The 18149-nt window shown below is 58.8% G+C and carries 14 protein-coding genes and 1 pseudogene; 11 read left to right on the top strand and 4 right to left on the bottom strand.

Annotation, left to right across the window (positions count from 1 at the left end):
* Positions 1-64: 64 nt before the first annotated feature.
* The gene (locus A7K61_RS01610; RefSeq protein ID WP_256557689.1) at positions 65-1828 is read right to left on the bottom strand and encodes a recombinase family protein; all 1764 of its coding nucleotides are present in this window, start codon (positions 1826-1828) and stop codon (positions 65-67) included.
* A 337-nt stretch (positions 1829-2165) separates the two neighbouring features.
* Between A7K61_RS01610 and A7K61_RS01605 the strand changes: the two genes are divergently transcribed.
* The 3 genes from A7K61_RS01605 (at position 2166) to A7K61_RS30695 (ending at position 5422) form a co-directional block, all read left to right on the top strand.
* Positions 2166-2861 (top strand): reverse transcriptase domain-containing protein, encoded by a 696-nt coding sequence (locus A7K61_RS01605; protein WP_256557688.1) that lies wholly within the window; start codon positions 2166-2168, stop codon positions 2859-2861.
* A gap of 171 nt (positions 2862-3032) precedes the next feature.
* Positions 3033-4172, top strand: a complete 1140-nt coding sequence (locus A7K61_RS01600; RefSeq protein ID WP_069556805.1) for a glutathione-independent formaldehyde dehydrogenase — start codon at positions 3033-3035, stop codon at positions 4170-4172.
* Positions 4173-4568: 396 nt separating this feature from the next.
* Positions 4569-5422 (top strand): IS5 family transposase gene (locus tag A7K61_RS30695; RefSeq protein ID WP_139129445.1). Its coding sequence is split into 2 segments (ribosomal slippage): positions 4569-4911 and positions 4911-5422, totalling 855 coding nucleotides; the frame shifts between segments, so codons are not numbered across the junction.
* Here A7K61_RS30695 and A7K61_RS01590 read toward each other — a convergent pair.
* Positions 5367-6407 (bottom strand): DUF6361 family protein, encoded by a 1041-nt coding sequence (locus tag A7K61_RS01590; protein WP_139129444.1) that lies wholly within the window; start codon positions 6405-6407, stop codon positions 5367-5369. The genes A7K61_RS30695 and A7K61_RS01590 overlap by 56 nt on opposite strands.
* Positions 6408-6642: 235 nt before the next feature.
* On the opposite strand from A7K61_RS01590, the gene A7K61_RS01585 reads away from it, so the two are divergent.
* The 6 genes from A7K61_RS01585 to A7K61_RS01560 all read left to right on the top strand — a co-directional run bounded on the left by A7K61_RS01585 (position 6643) and on the right by A7K61_RS01560 (position 14879).
* Complete coding sequence (locus A7K61_RS01585) at positions 6643-9186, top strand: DEAD/DEAH box helicase (RefSeq protein WP_069556802.1); 2544 nt, start codon at positions 6643-6645, stop codon at positions 9184-9186.
* Complete coding sequence (locus A7K61_RS01580) at positions 9173-10312, top strand: hypothetical protein (protein ID WP_069556801.1); 1140 nt, start codon at positions 9173-9175, stop codon at positions 10310-10312. The genes A7K61_RS01585 and A7K61_RS01580 overlap by 14 nt, the downstream gene beginning before the upstream one ends.
* On the top strand, positions 10312-11832 hold the full coding sequence (locus A7K61_RS01575; RefSeq protein WP_069556800.1) for a phosphatidylserine/phosphatidylglycerophosphate/cardiolipin synthase family protein: 1521 nt from the start codon (positions 10312-10314) through the stop codon (positions 11830-11832). Before A7K61_RS01580 ends, A7K61_RS01575 begins: the two co-directional genes overlap by 1 nt.
* A complete protein-coding gene (locus A7K61_RS01570) occupies positions 11829-12080 on the top strand; it encodes a hypothetical protein (RefSeq protein ID WP_069556799.1) in 252 nt (83 codons plus the stop codon). The genes A7K61_RS01575 and A7K61_RS01570 overlap by 4 nt, the downstream gene beginning before the upstream one ends.
* Before the next feature lie 50 nt (positions 12081-12130).
* The gene (locus A7K61_RS01565; RefSeq protein WP_083263028.1) at positions 12131-13234 is read left to right on the top strand and encodes a sigma-54 dependent transcriptional regulator; all 1104 of its coding nucleotides are present in this window, start codon (positions 12131-12133) and stop codon (positions 13232-13234) included.
* Between the two features lie 673 nt (positions 13235-13907).
* Positions 13908-14879 carry a hypothetical protein gene (locus A7K61_RS01560; RefSeq protein ID WP_256557687.1) on the top strand — a complete coding sequence of 324 codons (972 nt, stop codon included), beginning with the start codon at positions 13908-13910 and terminating at the stop codon, positions 14877-14879.
* 312 nt (positions 14880-15191) lie between these two features.
* Here the strand turns inward: A7K61_RS01560 and A7K61_RS01555 are convergent, their stop codons facing one another.
* Positions 15192-16058, bottom strand: a complete 867-nt coding sequence (locus tag A7K61_RS01555) for an AraC family transcriptional regulator (RefSeq protein ID WP_069556797.1) — start codon at positions 16056-16058, stop codon at positions 15192-15194.
* A gap of 195 nt (positions 16059-16253) precedes the next feature.
* Between A7K61_RS01555 and A7K61_RS01550 the strand changes: the two genes are divergently transcribed.
* Positions 16254-16691 (top strand): nuclear transport factor 2 family protein, encoded by a 438-nt coding sequence (locus A7K61_RS01550; protein ID WP_171905446.1) that lies wholly within the window; start codon positions 16254-16256, stop codon positions 16689-16691.
* A gap of 134 nt (positions 16692-16825) precedes the next feature.
* Here A7K61_RS01550 and A7K61_RS33425 read toward each other — a convergent pair.
* Positions 16826-17110: pseudogene (locus tag A7K61_RS33425) on the bottom strand (LysR substrate-binding domain-containing protein); the annotation flags it as partial.
* A 332-nt stretch (positions 17111-17442) separates the two neighbouring features.
* Here A7K61_RS33425 and A7K61_RS01540 point away from each other — a divergent pair.
* Positions 17443-17682, top strand: coding sequence for a hypothetical protein (locus A7K61_RS01540; RefSeq protein WP_069556794.1), 240 nt, complete (start codon positions 17443-17445; stop codon positions 17680-17682).
* The last annotated feature ends 467 nt before the right edge of the window (positions 17683-18149 follow it).

Genomic DNA, 18149 nt, shown 5'->3' with positions numbered 1-18149 from the left:
CCAGTACAACCATCACGAATGGATGATGTGCTTCCTGCAACACCGAATTGCGGATAGGCGAATGTTAGCGCTGATAGCTCGATGGCTGCGCACAGGTGTTCTCGAAAATGGAAAGCGCATTCCTGCGAAGCAGGGCACGCCGCAAGGTGCGCCCAGTACGCCGCGTACGATCTTGCATACTTTTTTCTCTGGTGCCGGAGCCAGTCGACGTCTCGCTGGCGTTGAACCCGGGATCCGGATCAACCCGGAACACCACCAAAATCTCGTCTTTGTGAATCTCGACGCGTTTGACCAGACCGCGGATGATCTCGCGCTTGGTGACGAAATCGACAGTGCCCAGTCGGTCATGGACAGCCGCGGCAAACTCTTCGAGACGATTAATCACGAGAAACAGCTCGCGCTGCCCCACCTGATGACGCCGTGAGTCCTGAATCTGCTGATCAAGCTGCTCCAGACGGCTCTTCAAGTGCCGCATCTTCGGATCAAAGTCCATTTTGTCGATCATACCCTCGGCATAACTATCGATGAGCCGCGACCTGCCTTTGTCCAGCTGCAGTCGTTGTCGTTCCAGTGCGGCCGTATCAAGGTTTGTTTTTTCTTTTTCTTCGAGGATTCCCAGCCGACGTTCATATTCATTCTTTAGCCTTCCAGGGTGGGCGAGCAGCTCAACAACCTGCTGCCACACCAGTTCATCGAGACGGTCCGTTCGTATTTGCTGATTGTCACAGACGCGTTCGCCACCAAAGCGGTAGGCATCGGTTCCAATGCAACGATAATAGGCATAGTCCCGACGTTGGACTTTGGCCGCTGCCTTGCTGACCTTTTTACCGTAATAGGCGTAGTGACAATGGCCGCAAACGGTCAAGCCCTGAAGCAGGTAGACCGCACCATGACGGCGCTGACGAGTCGCTTTGCGATTCTCAGCAAGTTGCTCTTGAACCGACTGAAACAACCCTTCGCTGACAATCGCCGGTACGGCTATCTCGATCCACTGACTCGGATCGGTACGTACGGTGGAGTAGCCCTTCCTGGGCACCTCGGCACTGTGGCGTTGTGCGCGTATCCGAGGTAAACGATCACGCGCCGGTGTTTTACCGAAAGCGGCCCGGCCCATGTAGGCTGGATTTTGCAATATTCCCCATACAGTGCTGCGATCCCAATACGGTTTACCTGAGGCGGTGACGGTGCCGGTTGCCCCAAGGCGTCGCACCACTTCGCCGATGCTCAGTCGCTCCATCCCAATCCATTGAAAGATGGTTCTGACCGTCGCCGCTTGCGGCAGGTCGATAACGTACTGTGCGGGTGCGCCATCAAGTTGCTTACGAATGTAGCGATAACCGTACGGCGCAGTCGACAACACATTGATGCTGCCACGTCTGGCCCCATGAAGCTTGCCGCGACGATGGCGCTCCATGATTTTGGCACGCTCATATTCCGCGATCATGCCCTGCATCTGCAGCAGCAACGACTCCTCTGGCGTGACGCCAATGGCATGATTGAGGAACACGACCTGTACGCCGCACGCCGATAGTTCTTCCATCAGCAAGGCCTGGTGAGCATATTTTCGCGACAGCCGGTCTGGGGACAGGACGTAGAGACGTTCCACCAGGCCAAGTGCAGCGCGGTCTCTGAGCCGTTCCAATTGTGGGCGAATCAGCGTCGCGCCGCTGACGCCTGCATCGACAAAGCGCATGTCCTCAGCAACGTGGGCACCATCAGCCACGATCCGCTCTGTCAACGCGGCAATCTGGCTTTCAATCGTGCCGCGTTTAGCCTGTTGATCAGAGGATACGCGAGCATAGAACGCCACCATCACAGCCTGGCTCATTGTTCACCTCGCTTGGCAGCACGATGCTTTGTCACAGAGGATTGGGGTTGTGGCAATTCTGAGGAACCGCGCGCATCTGTCGGTTTTAGCTGCTCGTAGACCCTCTCGAACTGCTCATAAGAGAATCGATTTGGCTCGAAAGCCAGACGAATATGCCAGATCCGCGGTTTTCGGCTCATGACTGAAGTCTCCCGTCAGTGGAGGCGATGACCTCAATGACGAGAACAATCTCGACGTCGGGGCATCCTGCATACCTCGGAGCAAAACTCTCCCTGGCAATGCGCAGCCCCCAGTTTATCCAAGAGTTTGCTCTATTGTTGCCGGCGTTATTTCACCGTTGCTTGCCAACATCTACCTGCACTACGTGATGGACTTGTGGATCAGGCAATGGCGCGAGCGTACTGCACGAGGTCAGATGATTGCTGTGCGATACGCAGACGACAGTGTGCTTGGGTTTGAAAAGCATGAAGATGCATGGAGTTTTCGCCAGGCGTTGGAGGCTCGACTAGCCCAGTTCAACCTGACACTGCATCCAGAGAAAACACGTTTGCTACGGTTTGGCTGGTTCGCGATCGAAGATCGCAAGAAGCGCGGAGAAGGAAAACCGGAAACTTTCGATTTTCTCGGGTTCACGCATATCTGTGACAAAACCAAGAACGGGATGTTTGTGGTTAGACGCGTGACCATCGCCAAGCGTATGAGAACGACAATCAGGGAGATACGGGCGCAGTTACACAAGCGCAGACATGAGCCCGTCCCGGTAATCGGACAATGGTCGAGCCGTCTGTTTAAAGGTTACTGCAACTACTATCACGTCCCCGGTAACACACGGCGACTGGATGCCTTTCGCCGTGAAGTGATCGGTGCGTGGAGGCATGCTCTTAAACGGCGAAGTCAGCGGCACCGTCTGAACTGGGAACGCATGGCTACGTTGGCCCGGCTATTCATACCCTATCCAAGAGAGCTACCAATGCATCCGCATCCCATAACCCGCTTCGGCGTCAAAACCCAAGGCAGGAGCCGTATGCGGTAGTTCCGCACGTACGGATCTGTGCGGGGGTGGCAGGTGACTGCCATTCCTACCGCGACCGTTCAACCGCTGGTCAATTCCCTCATCAATTGTTTGAACATACGTTCATTCCCTTCTTAACTATAAGTTTGAGCAAACGAAACATATCTTTCGTTTTGCCAATGGGAGAACAACATGAAAGCCATTGTTTACAACGGCCCACGTGACGTGAGTGTAAAAAATGTTACCGATGCCAAAATTGAAAAACCCACAGACTCCCTGGTTCGAATTACCACGACCAACATCTGCGGTTCAGACCTGCATATGTACGAAGGCCGTACCTCGATGGAGACAGGTCGTGTATTTGGACATGAGAACCTCGGTGAGGTAATCGAGGTGGGAGCCGGTGTTGATCGGGTAAAGGTGGGCGACCGCGTTTGCCTACCGTTCAACATCGGTTGTGGCTTCTGCGAAAACTGTGAAAAGGGCCTGACGGGTTTCTGCCTGACTGCAAACCCCGGTAGCGCAGGCGCCGCGTATGGTTTTGCCGATATGGGGCCCTATCAAGGTGGGCAAGCTGAATTGCTCCGAGTGCCTTACGCAGACTTCAACTGTCTGGTGCTACCTGAGGATGCGCAAGAGCGTGAAGACGACTACGTCATGCTGTCCGACATCTTTCCAACGGGCTGGCACGCCACGGAATTGGCCGGTCTTTTACCGGGTGAGAGCATTGCCATTTATGGTGCCGGCCCGGTGGGTCTGATGGCTGCTCACTCTGCGATGATCAAAGGTGCATCGCAGGTATTTGTGGTCGACAACCATCCTGACCGATTGAAGCTTGCTGCTCAGATGGGCGCCACGCCAATCAACTCGCTGGGGAAGGACGCGGTGGATCAGATTCTCAATCTGACTCATGGCAAGGGGACTGATCGCGGTTGCGAATGTGTGGGCTATCAGTGCTGCGACCGTCATGGTCATGAAGCCAATCACTTGACCATGAACAACCTCGTCGCCTCGACCAAGGCTACCGGTGGAATCGGTGTCGTAGGTGTGTTTGTGCCGGAAGATCCAGGTGCCAAAAATGACCTCGCCAAGCAAGGTAAGATGGCCTTCGACTTCGGAGCTTTCTGGTTCAAGGGGCAGCAGATTCGCACCGGGCAAGCCAACGTCAAAGTCTACAACCGTCGTTTGGCTGAGCTCATTTACCACGGTCGCGCCAACCCCGCGCAGATCATTTCGCACCGACTGAAACTCGCTGAAGGGCCTGAGGCCTATAAGCACTTCGATGCGCGTGACAATGGCTGGACAAAAGTTGTGCTCAAACCTGCGGCTTGAGTCGGATAAGTAGTCGCGCCGGGTTAGAAGATCGGGCCATTCACCAGCTACGTGAATGTCTCCTGGACCTGCATCGATTTCTGGAGAGTAGGTTGCGGAGCTCGTCGAAGAGATGGACAAACGTTCCGCGGAGAGGCAGCTGAGAAAATCAAACTCCAGAAACGACAAAGCCTTGAATAATCAGGGCTTTGTCGTATAAAGATGGCGGCGGCACCCAAAACAGTTAATTCGCTCTGCCTTGAGCTCAAAGGAAAATGCCCGCATGGGCGGGCTTGGGGACTTACGAAAAAACGTCGCTGTTCCATCAGCTGATGAAGATAGTAGATGACGTCTGCTAGGTTCTGTACGAAAAGTCGATGCAGGTAGAATCGCCGCCATGATTGGCTGGAGGCCCACATGGCAAGGCGCTACGAACTCCCGGATGCGGGCTGGGAGTTGATCAAGGATCTGGTTTCCCCGGAACAGAAGATGGGCCGACCTCGAAGTGATGATCGGCTGGTGCTCAACGGCATCTTCTGGATCCTCTGCTCCGGAGCCGCCTGGCGTGATCTGCCGGAACGTTTCGGCCCGTGGTCGACGGTGTATCAACGGTTCCGTGACTGGCGAGACGACGGTACGTTTGACCGAGTACTTGAGCGATTGCACGTCCGGCTGAATCAGGAAGGCCTGATTGACCTGGATACGTGGATGATCGACTCCACTGCGTTGCGCGCAACCCGAGCCTCTTCTGGCGCCGGGAAAAAGGGGGGCCAGAAGAACCGGTAGACCATGCATTGGGACGTAGTCGAGGCGGCCTGACCACCAAGATTCACCTGATCTGCGATGCCAATGGGATACCTCTTCGCTTCATGCTGTCACCGGGGCAAGCCAGCGACATTGCACATGCTCAGCCGCTCTTGGATCAGGTGCGTATCCCCGGAAAGTCGGGACGGCCTCGTAAGCGCTGCCGTTGGTTACTGGCAGACAAAGGTTACGATGCCGAGCATCTGCGCCAGTACTGCGACCGCTATCGCATGCAGCCGGTGATTCTGCAGCGCACCATGAAGCGCAAACCCAAGCCAGGACTACCCCGACTGTTTGATCGTCCGAAATACCGGCAACGGAACATCATCGAGCGGATGTTTGGCTGGCTGAAAGAGAACCGGAGAATCGGCACCCGCTACGACAAGCTCGCCAGAAGTTTTGGCGCGATGGTCACGCTGGCTTGCACGCTGCGATGCCTACGGCAGTACTTTTCGTACAGAACCTAGTGTGGCCGGCCAGCGAAACCTTGGTGTGCGCCAGCCATCGATCGACCTCCTGCGGGTGGGCATGGGCCTGCAAACGCCAGGCGTCCCAGTATTCGCTGTAGGTATCCAGCAACGCCCGGTGCTCGGCGCCGTTACGCACCAGCAGCATGTTCAAGCGCAGATGGGCACCGTAAATCAGCTCACTGAACGCCTGCGCCATGGCCACGCTGTCGCGGGTCTGGCGAGGCAGTTGCGTCTGATCGCCCACCCAGGCTGCCAGCGCCGGAAACCCGGCCTTTCCCTTGACCAGCGCCTGCTCGCGCAGATCGGATCGTTCAAGCTCGGTAACGAGGTTATACTCAGGCCCGGTTTTGAGCTTTTCGCTCAAGAAGCGCGCCTCCGAATCGGTCAGTTCGATGCTGACGCCGTCAAGCCAAGCCGGATCATGGCGATCTAGGTGGACGAGCCTCGACGGGCTGTGGGCGTCGCTGTCATCTCCCGCCTCTTCCTGCAGACCGGCCCAGGGTTCTTCTGCCGAGCCGATGGCCTGCGCGAACTGGCGCAGCGACCCTTGGGTATCGATCAGTTTCCAAGTGCGCAAGCCAACCCAATAAATGGACGATGGCTGCCGGGAAACCCGCTCGCCTTTTTGCAGGGAGAACCCGGAGATACCGGTCTGGCCAGAATTATGGTGCTTTACCCTGAGCAACTCCGAAAGATGCGCCTCCTGTTCCTCCAGGTAGTGGGCAAGTGGCTGCTTGCGCTGGCGCGCACAACTGAGCTGCAGGTAATCGCGGATGATCCGCGGCACGGCGATGAAATACTTGGCCCGGGTCTGCAGGGTGGAAAACCCTGGGAACATCAGGTCGGAGAATGCATCGCGCAAGCCCCCGATGCCCAATTCGTCCAGCGTGCCGGGCTGCGCAAGCTGGCTGAGCGCATGCTTGACCCGTTCACGGTCTTCGTTGGAAAAGTCCACCCATCCCAGTTGGCTACGGTTCGACACCCTGTCTCGCTCCTTGTCCTCTTCGCGCAGGCACCACAGGATATAGCTTTTAGCCATCATCCGTTAAGCTGGTTCGCCTCGATAGACAACTATGTCTGCGAATGGCCAAGTCTGGCCAGTAACCTGTTTATCTCTGAATAGAAATTTACTTATAAATCAATATCTTGAGCATGAAAACCACATAGGCATACCACTTGCAATGGACCCTGCTGACCGTCCCAACAGGAATTGACCGATGGCTTTGCTCTACTACCAAAACCTTCAGCACCACCGCCCCGACATTCTCATGAGCCGGGTTTTTCACGGCCTCAAGGACTTCAACGACTTCCTTCAGGTCTCTGAAAAGCACCTCAACAGCGACCACGCCGTCAAGCGGCTGGGGTGGGCGGCCGCCTTTCGGCCGGAGGGCATCGAAGACAACCCCGCAGGCTTCTGGATCAGCCTGGAGCCGCCCGAAGATCGGCCCGGCGAGCCGGAAGCGACCTTCCGTGCGTTTCTCGACGAAGACGCGCGTGAGGTTTACGAATTTTCCGCACCCGATGGCCTGGACGTGCAATTCAGGTTCAACCGCCAGCGTTCCCTGCGCATCCTCGACCGGGACCCCGCCGGCCAGCGGCTGCTACTGGAGCGCCAACCCACCGAGAGCCAGTTGTTGCTGCGCCCCAACACCAATACCCTCAGGCGCCAGCAGGAAGCCATCGCCTGCCTGCAGGACGTACCTTCGGTGGAGCACCGGCCCTTGCTGCGCCTGCTGGAGACCAACGACCATGCGCGCTGGCCAGAATTGCTCGCCCCTGCCCTGGCGAGCGATGCCTGGAAACTGCTGCTTGACCTTGAGCGCCCCGGTACCGACGAACAGCGCCGCTTCGTCGAACAGGCCTTGCACACCACCGACTTCATGTTGCTGGAAGGCCCACCAGGCTCTGGCAAAACCACCGCGATCTGCGAGTTGATCCTGCAGATGGCCGAACAGGGCAAGCGGGTACTGTTGTGCGCTTCGACCCACGTGGCCGTCGACAATGTCCTGGAAAAACTCATGGACGCCCGCAACCCCCATCGCGACCAGATCATTCCCATCCGCATCGGTGATACCCGCAACGTGTCCGAAAAGGCCCGCGAATGGCAGTTGGAGACTTTTCGAACGACCGAGCGCAAGCGACTGCAAGCAGCATTGAGCCGTCAGCCAAGCCCGAGCCTGGCGCAACGGACACTGCTCGATGCGCTGCGCCAGGATGATCACGTGATCACTGAACTGGTCCTCAGCACCGCCAACCTGACCTGCGGCACCACCACAGGCATCCTGCAGCACCCGGACCTCAAACGCCGGCGCAGCAACTACCCGCCATACGACATGCTGATTCTCGACGAGGCCTCCAAGACCACGTTCCACGAATTTCTCGTTCCCGCCGTACTGGCAAAGCGCTGGATCATCGTCGGCGATCCGCTGCAGCTCTCACCTTACGTGGATGAACAGGCCATGGCGGCCAACCTTGACGCCTGCCTGCCCAAGACATGGCTGCGCAACGCCTGCGTCGATGCGTTCATGGCCCGCCATCAGGGGCGTGGCTGTGTGGTTGCCAACCCCGACGCGCAGGCTCGTCAGGCCTACCAGGCTCAAGCCGCCGCATTGGGGGTAAACCTTGCACAGGCTGAGGACCCCACTTCGCTGCAGGATGCCTGGATCGTGCTGGGGGCAGGCGAAACCCTCGGCGCACGCCTGGATGAACTGCCGTTGGATACGACCCTTGTGCGCGGCGAAGCACCGGCCATGCTCGAGCGCCGTGCGGCGGCGGCCCGCCGGCGGAACCCGCGGCTGAGTGCCGCAGAGCCTGTGCCAGACTGGAGCATGGAGCTTGCGTGGCGCATCAATGCCGAATACGAGCAACGCCACGCTAGCCAGGAAGACAGCTCCGGACAGGCGCGCATAGCCCGCCAGATCGAGGCCTTGATGCCAGTCGAGGGTTCGGGAGTGGCGCCCGATCACGTGAACAAGAACGTCGCCCGGGTACGCAAGGTGGCCCTGCCCTCGATCCTTGAATCCCTGCAAGAGGGTTTTGGCCGCAACCATCAGGAGCGAAGCGGCAACGCGCTAAGCGATGGCCTGCCCGAGGCGGTCCTGGCTTCACGGCACGTGCGGCTGAGCCATCAGCACCGCATGCACCCCGATATCGCGGCGTTTTCGCACCAGCATATCTACCAGGGCCAGGCGCTGTTCAGCCCAGCGCGGATGACGGCCGAGCGTACCTGGAGCTACGACCGGCACCCCGCCACCTGGCGCCATGTCAAGGCACGCTTCGACGGGCAATCGAACAGCAACCCGGCCGAGGTCGAAGAGGTCATCGCAGAACTCAAGCGCTTCGAGCGTTGGGCCGGCAGAAACCGCAGGGATGATGGCCGCCCCTGGGAGGTCGCGGTTCTCACCTATTACCGTGGGCAGGAACGGGCATTGCGCAACGCGCTGCGCAAGTGGTCCGCCAATGGCCATGCCCAGCGCCATTTCGCCAAGGGCCCGAAAGGCAGCCCGTTCATCACGCTGGACCTGTGCACCGTCGATCGCTTCCAGGGGCACGAAGCCGACCTGATACTGCTGTCGCTGGTACGCAATCACATGACCCCCTTCTTGCGGAGCCCGAACCGGCTGAATGTCGCCCTGACCAGGGCGCGCTACTGCCGGATCATCGTGGGCGATCGCCATGCCCTGGGTAAAACCAAAGACAGCCTGCTCGGCAAACTCGCCGCTGAAAAGACCTGGGAGACCTCGTTGCATGACAAGAACTAACGCCGAACGCGGCAATATCGTCCTGAGCCGTCAGGTGAGCATTTTCTGCTGGCACGTGATCGGTGAGGTGGCCCGGGCCACCCAGCGCCCGGAGTTGCTGCCGTTGCTGCAACGGACCGACGTGAAGGAGGCCATCGACGCCCACGACATCGCCGTGCACCTGTTCTGTGAGCCCTCCCGCCTGGCTGCGGCGCGGCGCCTGCTGGACATCGCCTGCGGGCTGGGGCTGCTGCAACAGTTGCCGGATCCCGGCGCACAGGGCGCCAAGCGTTGCAGCTACAGCCTGACCGAACTCGGCCGGGATGCCTTGCAACGCAAGGAAGTGTTCGTGCCCGAGTACGCCTGCTGGCGGCTGTGGGCCAGTGATGACACCTTGCTGGAGTGCCCGGTGCTGCTGGTCGAACCGTTCGAGGAGCCCCGTGCCAGGCAGGATGTCCGTAGCAAAGAGCACCCTACCCACGAGAAAATCCCTGCCTGGCTGAACCAGGCCCTGCGCAAGACCATCACGCCCCTAGGCAACAAGGAAGCGCTGCGCATCGAGCTTCTGGAAAAGAACCTGCAGCCGCAGAAGACCAAGGCGACGCTGGTTGCCACCTGGGACGTCGATCATAGCGGCTTGCAGCTGCACGGCAATCTCGACGGGACGCCCATCGACACCCCGTCCAGTGCCCCGCCGCTAACCGCACAAGCCGTCTGGCAGGGGCTGCTGCAGTCTGCCGGACTGGTGGACGACTGGGATGACCAGGCGCTGGCCTTGAAAAGATCCTTCGACACCAGCTCGGATGCCGAGCGCAACAGCCTGCGCGCCGACCTGCGTGTACCCGCGCCGCAGCTTGCCAAGCTGGGTCGTTTCGATGACCTACGCATCGCGCGCGTGGCATTGACCCCGCGCTCGCACGACGATGCCCAGCGCTGGGCACAATGGCGCCTGCTCGAGCACGTCAATCACTATGCCAGCAGCGAACGCTTCAAAACCTGGACTACGCAGGCCTACGAATCTTTTCTCAGCTTCGAGCTGAGCGCCCCCCGGCGCAAGGACCTTGCCGAACAGACCTGGCAACAGCGCGAAAACAGCCGCGCCACCACCCTCTGGCACCTGGTTGCCGCTGAAGATTGGGGACTGTGATGAACACCAAAATGACCAACCCTTGGGTACGCACGCACACCGAAGTGCTCGACCAACGTGCCTTGCCCATGCCTGCAGCATGGCAAGGAGGCCGCGCGCAGCGCCCGCCAACCCCGGAGATCGGCCACTCGATCCACGTTTCCGGCAACCAGGGCGCACTGCGCGCCGAACTGATCGCACTGCTGAACCAGGCCGTGGACATGGCAGTGATCTGCAGCTTCCTGATCGCCGACCCCGGTTTCGAAGCAGCGCTGAAGGCCACTGCCGAGCGTGGCGTGCGGGTGTATGTGATGGTGGCTTCGGAAGCGCGCCTGGGCAGGGAACCGAGCCAGGGCGAGTTCGACCAGAAGACCCACGCGCACCACAAGGCGATGCTCAAGACATTGGGCAAGTCCGTGCTTTTCCGTACAGCGGCGCACTTTCACGCCAAGGTCGTCCTGATCGACCCCTACACCCGGCCGGCAGGCGTCCTGCTCACCGCCAACCTCACGGAGGGCGCCCTCACCCGCAACGAAGAACTCGCAGTGCGCCTGAGCCCGACTCAAGTCGAGGGCATTGCCGGCTACCTGCGCTGGGCCATGTGGCAAACGGCGGAACATGAATTGCTCAACGGCAAAGACTTCAAGGCCGCCAAACCCATCAAGGACGTGCAGCACCCGGCACCCCAGGCTGGCATCCGCGCCACCACGGCCGAGCACACAGGCATCGCGCAACACTTGCTGCAGGCGTTGAGCAACGCCTCAAGCCACATCATCGTCAGCAGCTTCGGCTGGGACCCGCAACATCCGATGGTCGAACGGCTGTGCCAGCGCGCCCGTGAAGGGCTGAAGGTGACGGTGCTGGCACGGGTACGCCCGTCGGCCATGCCGGCGCTGTTGGCACTCGCCGAAAGCGGTGCGCAGGTTCACGGTTTCAAGTGGTTGCATGCCAAGGCGCTGTGGACCGATGCCGGTGACGCCATGGTGATGTCGGCCAACCTCGAGCCACACGGGCTGGACGACAGCTTCGAGCTTGGCGCGCTGCTGGATGTGCGCCAGGCCGAAGAGCTCAAGCAGCGCCTGCAATACTGGCAGGCCGTCGCGCCCTGGCAACTGCTGCCAGCACCCGTGCTGGGGGACCTGAGTGGCGAGGTGCAGCTGTGGCGCAACGGTCGACTGGACCCGGTGCAGATCCTGGCCGCAGCCGAGATCAACCTGGGTGAGGTGGTTGCCGAGTCCGCCCACCACCTGGAGGCACCACGCCCGGACGTTTCCCAGCCCTCGCAGAGCCATGACCCGGCCCACCAGTTGACCTGCAGCTGGACCGTAACGGCCCCCTACAGCAATCCGAAGGCCAGCCCGCACATGCGCCCCGCGCAAGGCAAGGAGAAACCTCGACCCTACGCCCCCAAAGTGCTGCGCGAACCGGGCGGGCGCCTCACGGTAGCCATCAGCCAGCCTGGCGAACTGGCCCCTGCGGTCCAGTTGCTCGGTGAAATCGGTGCCGCCGCCGTCGTCATCGACAGCAGGCAGCGCCCATGAGCGATACGCTTCTTTGCTGGCACGCAGAACGGGCCGGCCTGGAGGTGCTGGAAGGCGCGCTCGGCAAGCTTACCGAGCTTGGCGTCCAGGTCAGCCGAGTCATCTACCTGGTCCAGGCGCAAAGCGCTGCCGACATTCCGCCCAGCATCGGCGCTGCGCACATCGAACCGATCAGGATCAGCCTGCCCGACCCACTCGTCACCAGGCCATCTATGACGCGATCCAGCGCCAGGTACTGCCCAGGCTGAAGGCGGTCGTCGGGAGCCTGCACCTGAACCTCTCGCCGGGTACTCCTGCCATGCACAGCGTCTGGTTGATCCTGCATGCCGGTGGGGCATTTGCAGTGGGCACGCGCCTGTGGTCATCCCAACCCGGACGGCTTGACCCCGTACCATTCGAGGTCAGTAGCTACCTCGCAGAGATACGCCGGCAACAGCGGCTGGAGCCGGGCGTGCCGTCCTACAATCCAGAGGCACGCTCGGCAGCACGGCGCGAGGCAATGAACTGCCTGTTTCGCTATGCCCGGGTGGCAGGGGCTCCGTTGCTGATACTGGGAGAGCGCGGCACCGGCAAGAGCCGCCTGGTGGAAACCCAGGTGGCGTTGCTCAAGCATCGACCGGACAAGGTGGTCACCCTCGCCTGTGGCGGCCTGGAATCGAGCCTGGCGGAAAGTCTGTTGTTTGGCCACGTCAAGGGCGCCTTCACCGGCGCCGCGCAAGCGCGCAAGGGCCTGCTCGCGCAGGCCAGTGGCGGCATTCTATTTCTTGATGAAATCCAGGATCTGCCGCGGCCTGTGCAGCGCCAGCTGGTGCGGGTGTTCCAGGATCGCCAGCGACGCTACCGCCCCATCGGCAGTGATACAGAGATCAGCGCCGACTTCGAACTGGTCTGTGCCTCGAACCTGTCCATGGCCCAACTGCGCGAGCGGCTGGACGAGGACCTGTGCGATCGCCTGAGCCACCTTTGCGTATCGCTGCCCGCCTTGCGCGAATGTCGCGAGGACCTGCAGGAAGACTGGCAGCGGGTCTGGGCAGATTGCCGTGTCGATGCACGCCTTCCAGCGGCCGCCCCCTGGTCGCAGGCACTGCAGAAAGGGCTGGCAGAACACCCCCTGACCGGCAACCTGCGAGATCTGCAGCGCCTTGCGGCGCTGTGCATGGCTTGGTTCGAACCTGGCAGCGCGACTGGTTGGCTGGACAAGGCTCTTCAACAGTGGTCCGGTGTCGTCCATGGCTTATCAACTGCCGAGCCGGTTCGAACAGGCAGCCGTGAGGAACAGACCAGGCAATTCCAGGCAGAGCTGGCACTACGAACCAAAGCTACTGAAGGGAGTTGGAAGGCGGCTGCGAGCGTATTGGAATGCAGCGTAAAAACGCTGCTGCGTGATACCGAGGGATACTGACGTTCACAGTTAAACCCGTCCCCCTGGCTGGTCGGGACCAGGGGCACTGCCGAAAGCCTGCCCCACGCCCCTAAAACTTCTGACCAAACGGCTGCTGCCCCATGCCCATCGCCAGCACGAACGTCGGCCACAGAACGAGCACCAGGATCAGCCAGTGGGGATGATGAACGCCATAATGGTAGAGATTGCACTAGCCGGTGTAATTCCAGCGGCGCCTGGCCGAAAGCTCAGACTCACTAGCATCCCACCGGAAAAGCCTCCAGCGGCCGGCCGCGCCCTTCGTAGTCCGGCTAATGGTCAGAGCGGCGCTAACAGGTGCATGGCGGCGCTCCAGAATTGGTGAGAGCCTTGCAAAGTCACTGTTTCAAAAAGGTTCTTGATGGATGAGGACTGTCGATGCTCCAGCTCTTTTTTTAAAGGAAGCATGGGATCTGAAAAATCGAGAGCTGAAAATGCTTTTGGGTGAAGGCTACAAAGAACAGCCTTTCCCCGGGCTGGGTTGATACTCCAGCTAGCCAGGCAACGGCCGATACGGCAGGATGGGATCCGCCGTACTCACCCGATATGCCGGTATCACCCATGCGTTGTTCAACGGTGTTTCTCTGGCGTGTACGAAGTGAGCTTGGCCCACGCATGCCATGCCACCAATGCCACAAACAACAGAGACAATTCCATGTCGGTCGATTATCCAACCCTTGATGAGGCACAGGAAAAGCGTATTGCCGCTGTTCATGGTGGTTTCCTCTATCAACATCTGTTCGCCGTCGGTTGCCTGCTGAAAGCGAACGGCTCGGACGTATCGCATTTGGTGATCGAGCGTGACGAGGACGTCGAAATCGCTCTCGCTGACACTCGCATCTACGTCCAAGTCAAAACGCGTGTCGAGCCGCTCGTGCCTAGTGACCTCAACACTGCCTTTGACCGCTTCCAGCAGCTTCGCGATCAGCATACTCAGGGCCAGCGCCACGGCACAGCTGTGTTCGTGGTTGCCTCGAACCAACCTCCAGGCCCGAAGCTCAGTGCCAGCATCGAGCGCAAGGAACTGGCGGATGATGTTCATTTCATTTATCCGGGCCAGGCGATGCCGACGGAACTCGCTTGCCTTCCGGCGTGCCAGCCCGATTTGGCACGCATGGTAGCTGACTGCGTGAGACTGGCAGAAATGGTACCCCATGGGGTACTGGTACCGGAGTCACTGGTATGGAAGCTGGCGGGCAAGGTGCAAGCCGCTGCTACCGGTCGCGAAGATCTGGGAGGCTACACGTTTCACACAAAAATGCTGCCCGCCCTCTTCGAACAGATCCTTACACAGCTTCAGCGGCTGCCGGCGCTCGAAGCCAACTACCTCCCACAGATTGATGAACCCGAGCTCATCAATGGCGAACGTATTCGCATCATTTGCGGTTTCTCAGGGGCGGGAAAGACATCATGGTGCGCCCAAGCTGCGATACGTAGCCCGGAACCCTGTGTTTACTTCAACGCCCGCGAAACCGCAGGCCCGGCTCTCGCTCGGTCACTGACAAGGGAGATTACGGGAGCTGTTGTTGATAGCCCTCATGAGATTAACGAGCTCTTTGCAACCGGCGCTTCGGGCATCGACTCATTGAACGCTCTTGATCGCCATCTGGAGGCCCAAGGTGCGTAATTGCATGGACTTGACCACCCATTTGCATTCGGCTTGACCAGTCGTTTGCATCGGATTTGACCAGCGCACTGAGTGGCCTTGACCGGCAAAAAACGGCCAGAAGCGGACCCTCCACCATCGCATCACATAGACTAAGAACCCCATTGGGTAGTACAAACAGCAACTGCGCTGAAAGCCAAAACCCCGGCATTGCGCCGGGCCTTCGTCAACAACCCAAACACATTGACTTCAAATGCGCTTCAAGCTTTCCAGCCGCCTGACGCATAGAGGCTCACGCGCAATTCGAGCCTGATCCGATTGAAAAAGCTCAACTCAGCGGCGCAGTGATAAAGCGTCACGGTTCGGCGCTACGCCGAAAGCCTTCTTGTATTCTCGACTGAACTGAGAGGGGCTGGCGTATCCGGTCTCAAATGCGACACCTGTAACATTTGATGCTCCGGATGCGAGCAGCCGTCGAGCAGCGAGTAGCCTAAGTTGTCGCTGGTAAGCGAGCGGACTATGTGCAGTAACCGCCTTGAAATGTCGGTGGAACGACGTGACGCTCATACCGACATGAGCGGCAAGCCAATGCACACTCATCGGCTTATCGGCGTTCGCGCTGATCCAGTCTGCCGCGATTTTGATTTGTCCGAACCGGGTGTTGTGCATTCCAATTTGGCAGAGCCTGGAGCCTAGCGGACTTAACAATAGGCGGTAGTAGAACTCGCGCTCGAACTGGGAGCCAAGCACCTTAACCTCTGCTGGCGTGTCAAGCAGACCGATGAAGCGAACCAACGGCTCGACAAAACTGCTATCGGCTTGGGCGATAGAGATAGCGCCCGCCTGCGGATACGGTTGGGTGGACTTGCTCATATCGAGAAGCAAGCCAGCGACGATCCCTGCATCGAGCATTAATTCGACACTGATATAAGGTTTTTCCGGGCTCGCCTCTACCACTTCACTCACGAACGGTAACCCGACCGATGCCACTGCACAGGTGCCCGGATGGCAGTCAAACGTGCTATCGGCAATGTTCATCCGCTTGGCGCCTTGCAGCAGCAGATAGAACTTCGGCGCAAATAGAGCCGGGGTCGGAGGAACCGGAGCATCTGTGGATCTGATTGTCAGTCGGGGAAGAGTGTTTGATAGATCGGCGCAACCGCGATGTCGGCTCACTATTGCGAGGAGATGTTCCAGCATGATGGCTATCGATCCTGGTCGCACTCGCGACAGGCCAGTGGTTTCTCAAACTAAAACAGTTGGTAGGATCAGGCAAGGCTTTAGCACTATCGAGGATGTGGTCGGGCCGGATGTTCGCGAAAGTGGAGGCATCCAATATAACCCTGGCTTAGAGGGCCGATGATGTCAGACCAACCTTCTCGCTTGCAGCAATTCATGGACGAGGCGTCCATCCGGAACACCATTGCACGTTTCGCCGACAGCGCGACTCGCGCAGACCTCGCAATGTTTTACTCGGTTTGGGCAGATGATGGCGAATTCATCATTGGTCAAGCCCCTCACGGCCAGTACTCCAAAGGCGCAGACAACAACGTGGCGCTGCTCCACAAACTGCGCGCAGGCAAGGAGTTCTTCGTCCAATTCGCACTGCCGGGGGTGATTGTTATCGACGGTGATCAGGCAACTACCCGCACATTCGTGCATGAATCTGCACGCGGCCCAGGCGAGAAGTACTACCGCAATCACTGCATTGCGTTCGATGTGCTGCAACGCTCGGGAGACGATTGGGTTTTCAAGAGCAGATCCTTTCAGTACCTCTGGCTCGACACCGAAGCGTTCTCCGGAACCGGATTCCCGCTATTTCCGGCGGCATAATGCCTGGCCTGACTACCTGATCCCTTTGACAGGGCTATTCATATGTCGAAACAGATGTGTTTTTTGGGCTACAGCGGGCGCGATGCAATCGACCCGCTTCCAACGATTTTCGCCCAGGCAATACGGCACACGCGGGTTCTCAGAACGCTTACGAGTTTCGCAAACGCGTCAGCGGCCACGCTGTGATACCCATTGTTTCGGCGATACAGCACCACTGTGCGACCAGGCAACGATAGGATTGTCCGAAGCTCACGTAATCCAGCTTGCTCACGCATTATCGCGTCGAGAAGGATAGTCGCCAAGCGACATTGCTTGAGTACCTTGTTCAAGATGGCAATCGAGTTAGCTTCCAGCACGATGTTCGGACTAAAACGTTGCTTCTGGCGCCAGGCATCCACCGCCATCCGTGTCATTCGGCCAAGTTCTCCCTGTCGCGACCGTTCGCTTTGGGTCGTAAGCAACCTTCTGTGACTGGCAGCTATTGGCCGATTTCTGCCGTTCGTGACGGGCAGTAATCGGCCCAGAGTGTGTAAAAACGCTTCGCCTACATTGAAGTGCGCGCGTCTACGTTAAATCTGAAATTTATCGGCACGTCAGCAGATGTGGATTTCGCGTAGAAGCGCGATTTCCAGTCCGGTTTTGAGTACCTGTCGCACTGAAAACCGTTTTCACACAGCCTCGGCCAGTAGCGGACATTATTTGCTCGATGGATAATCCGACGAGCTACTTATGACTTTGAGCGGAGAAACCCATGGAGCTTCATGAGCAATTGGATCAGGTCAAGGACGCCAATACCTTTCTGGCTTTTGCCCACGCCCTGGCGGAAGACAAATCGAATGGTGACTGGGAAAACGGGACGATAGAAGCCTTCCTAGACGGAGCTATTGCATGGGCCGAAGCCAGTAATTTTGGCGTCGATCAGGGGCTTCAAGGCTCCAATCCTTGGCGGCAATTCGCTAATTTTTTGTACTGCGGAAAAATATACGAGTAAACAGGTGAAGTGTTTATTCGCTTTAAGCGTTGCGTCTGGGGGGTAGCCGAACGGGCTCGGCTCCACCTCACGATCGACCGATGCTGGTCGGTCACCGCCAATTTTCACTGGCTGTATTGGGTCGATTCTGCTGAAGCTTTAGGCGCGTGTTTACAGCAGAAAAGTAGGCGTCTGATATTCATCCCACTCTGGCGCAGAAGTGTTCAGGGTTACCCCCGCTCCCCGTCTCTTCAGGGATCGGGTCTGGTAACGGGGCTAAGACTTTCAGTAGAGAAATTCAATCGTTTTGACGTTGTTGAATAACCGCTTGCTGTCTTAAACATCGTTGTACTATCAGATGGCAGCGCGAAATCGTCGATCCTCCGGGCACTCCGCCTCGCCTCCTTACTCACGCGTCATGCTGATAGCATCCGGTTATATTCGACGGCAAAGGTACCTGTGGATGATCTTCTGTCAGACGAGTATTA

Source organism: Pseudomonas sp. AP42 (assembly GCF_001728935.1).
GTDB lineage: Bacteria > Pseudomonadota > Gammaproteobacteria > Pseudomonadales > Pseudomonadaceae > Aquipseudomonas > Aquipseudomonas lactis.
Note: the sequence above shows the minus strand (reverse complement) of the source record. Positions and strands in the feature narration are given on the sequence as shown.

Excerpts from the sequence above, each read along its gene's own strand:
- A7K61_RS01610 (WP_256557689.1), bottom strand. The coding sequence starts at position 1,828 with ATGAGCCAGGCTGTGATGGTGGCGTTCTATGCTCGCGTATCCTCTGAT.
- A7K61_RS01600 (WP_069556805.1), top strand. The coding sequence starts at position 3,033 with ATGAAAGCCATTGTTTACAACGGCCCACGTGACGTGAGTGTAAAAAAT.
- A7K61_RS01585 (WP_069556802.1), top strand. The coding sequence starts at position 6,643 with ATGGCTTTGCTCTACTACCAAAACCTTCAGCACCACCGCCCCGACATT.
- A7K61_RS01580 (WP_069556801.1), top strand. The coding sequence starts at position 9,173 with ATGACAAGAACTAACGCCGAACGCGGCAATATCGTCCTGAGCCGTCAG.
- A7K61_RS01575 (WP_069556800.1), top strand. The coding sequence starts at position 10,312 with ATGAACACCAAAATGACCAACCCTTGGGTACGCACGCACACCGAAGTG.
- A7K61_RS01570 (WP_069556799.1), top strand. The coding sequence starts at position 11,829 with ATGAGCGATACGCTTCTTTGCTGGCACGCAGAACGGGCCGGCCTGGAG.
- A7K61_RS01565 (WP_083263028.1), top strand. The coding sequence starts at position 12,131 with ATGCACAGCGTCTGGTTGATCCTGCATGCCGGTGGGGCATTTGCAGTG.
- A7K61_RS01560 (WP_256557687.1), top strand. The coding sequence starts at position 13,908 with ATGTCGGTCGATTATCCAACCCTTGATGAGGCACAGGAAAAGCGTATT.
- A7K61_RS01555 (WP_069556797.1), bottom strand. The coding sequence starts at position 16,058 with ATGCTGGAACATCTCCTCGCAATAGTGAGCCGACATCGCGGTTGCGCC.
- A7K61_RS01550 (WP_171905446.1), top strand. The coding sequence starts at position 16,254 with ATGGACGAGGCGTCCATCCGGAACACCATTGCACGTTTCGCCGACAGC.
- A7K61_RS01540 (WP_069556794.1), top strand. The coding sequence starts at position 17,443 with ATGGAGCTTCATGAGCAATTGGATCAGGTCAAGGACGCCAATACCTTT.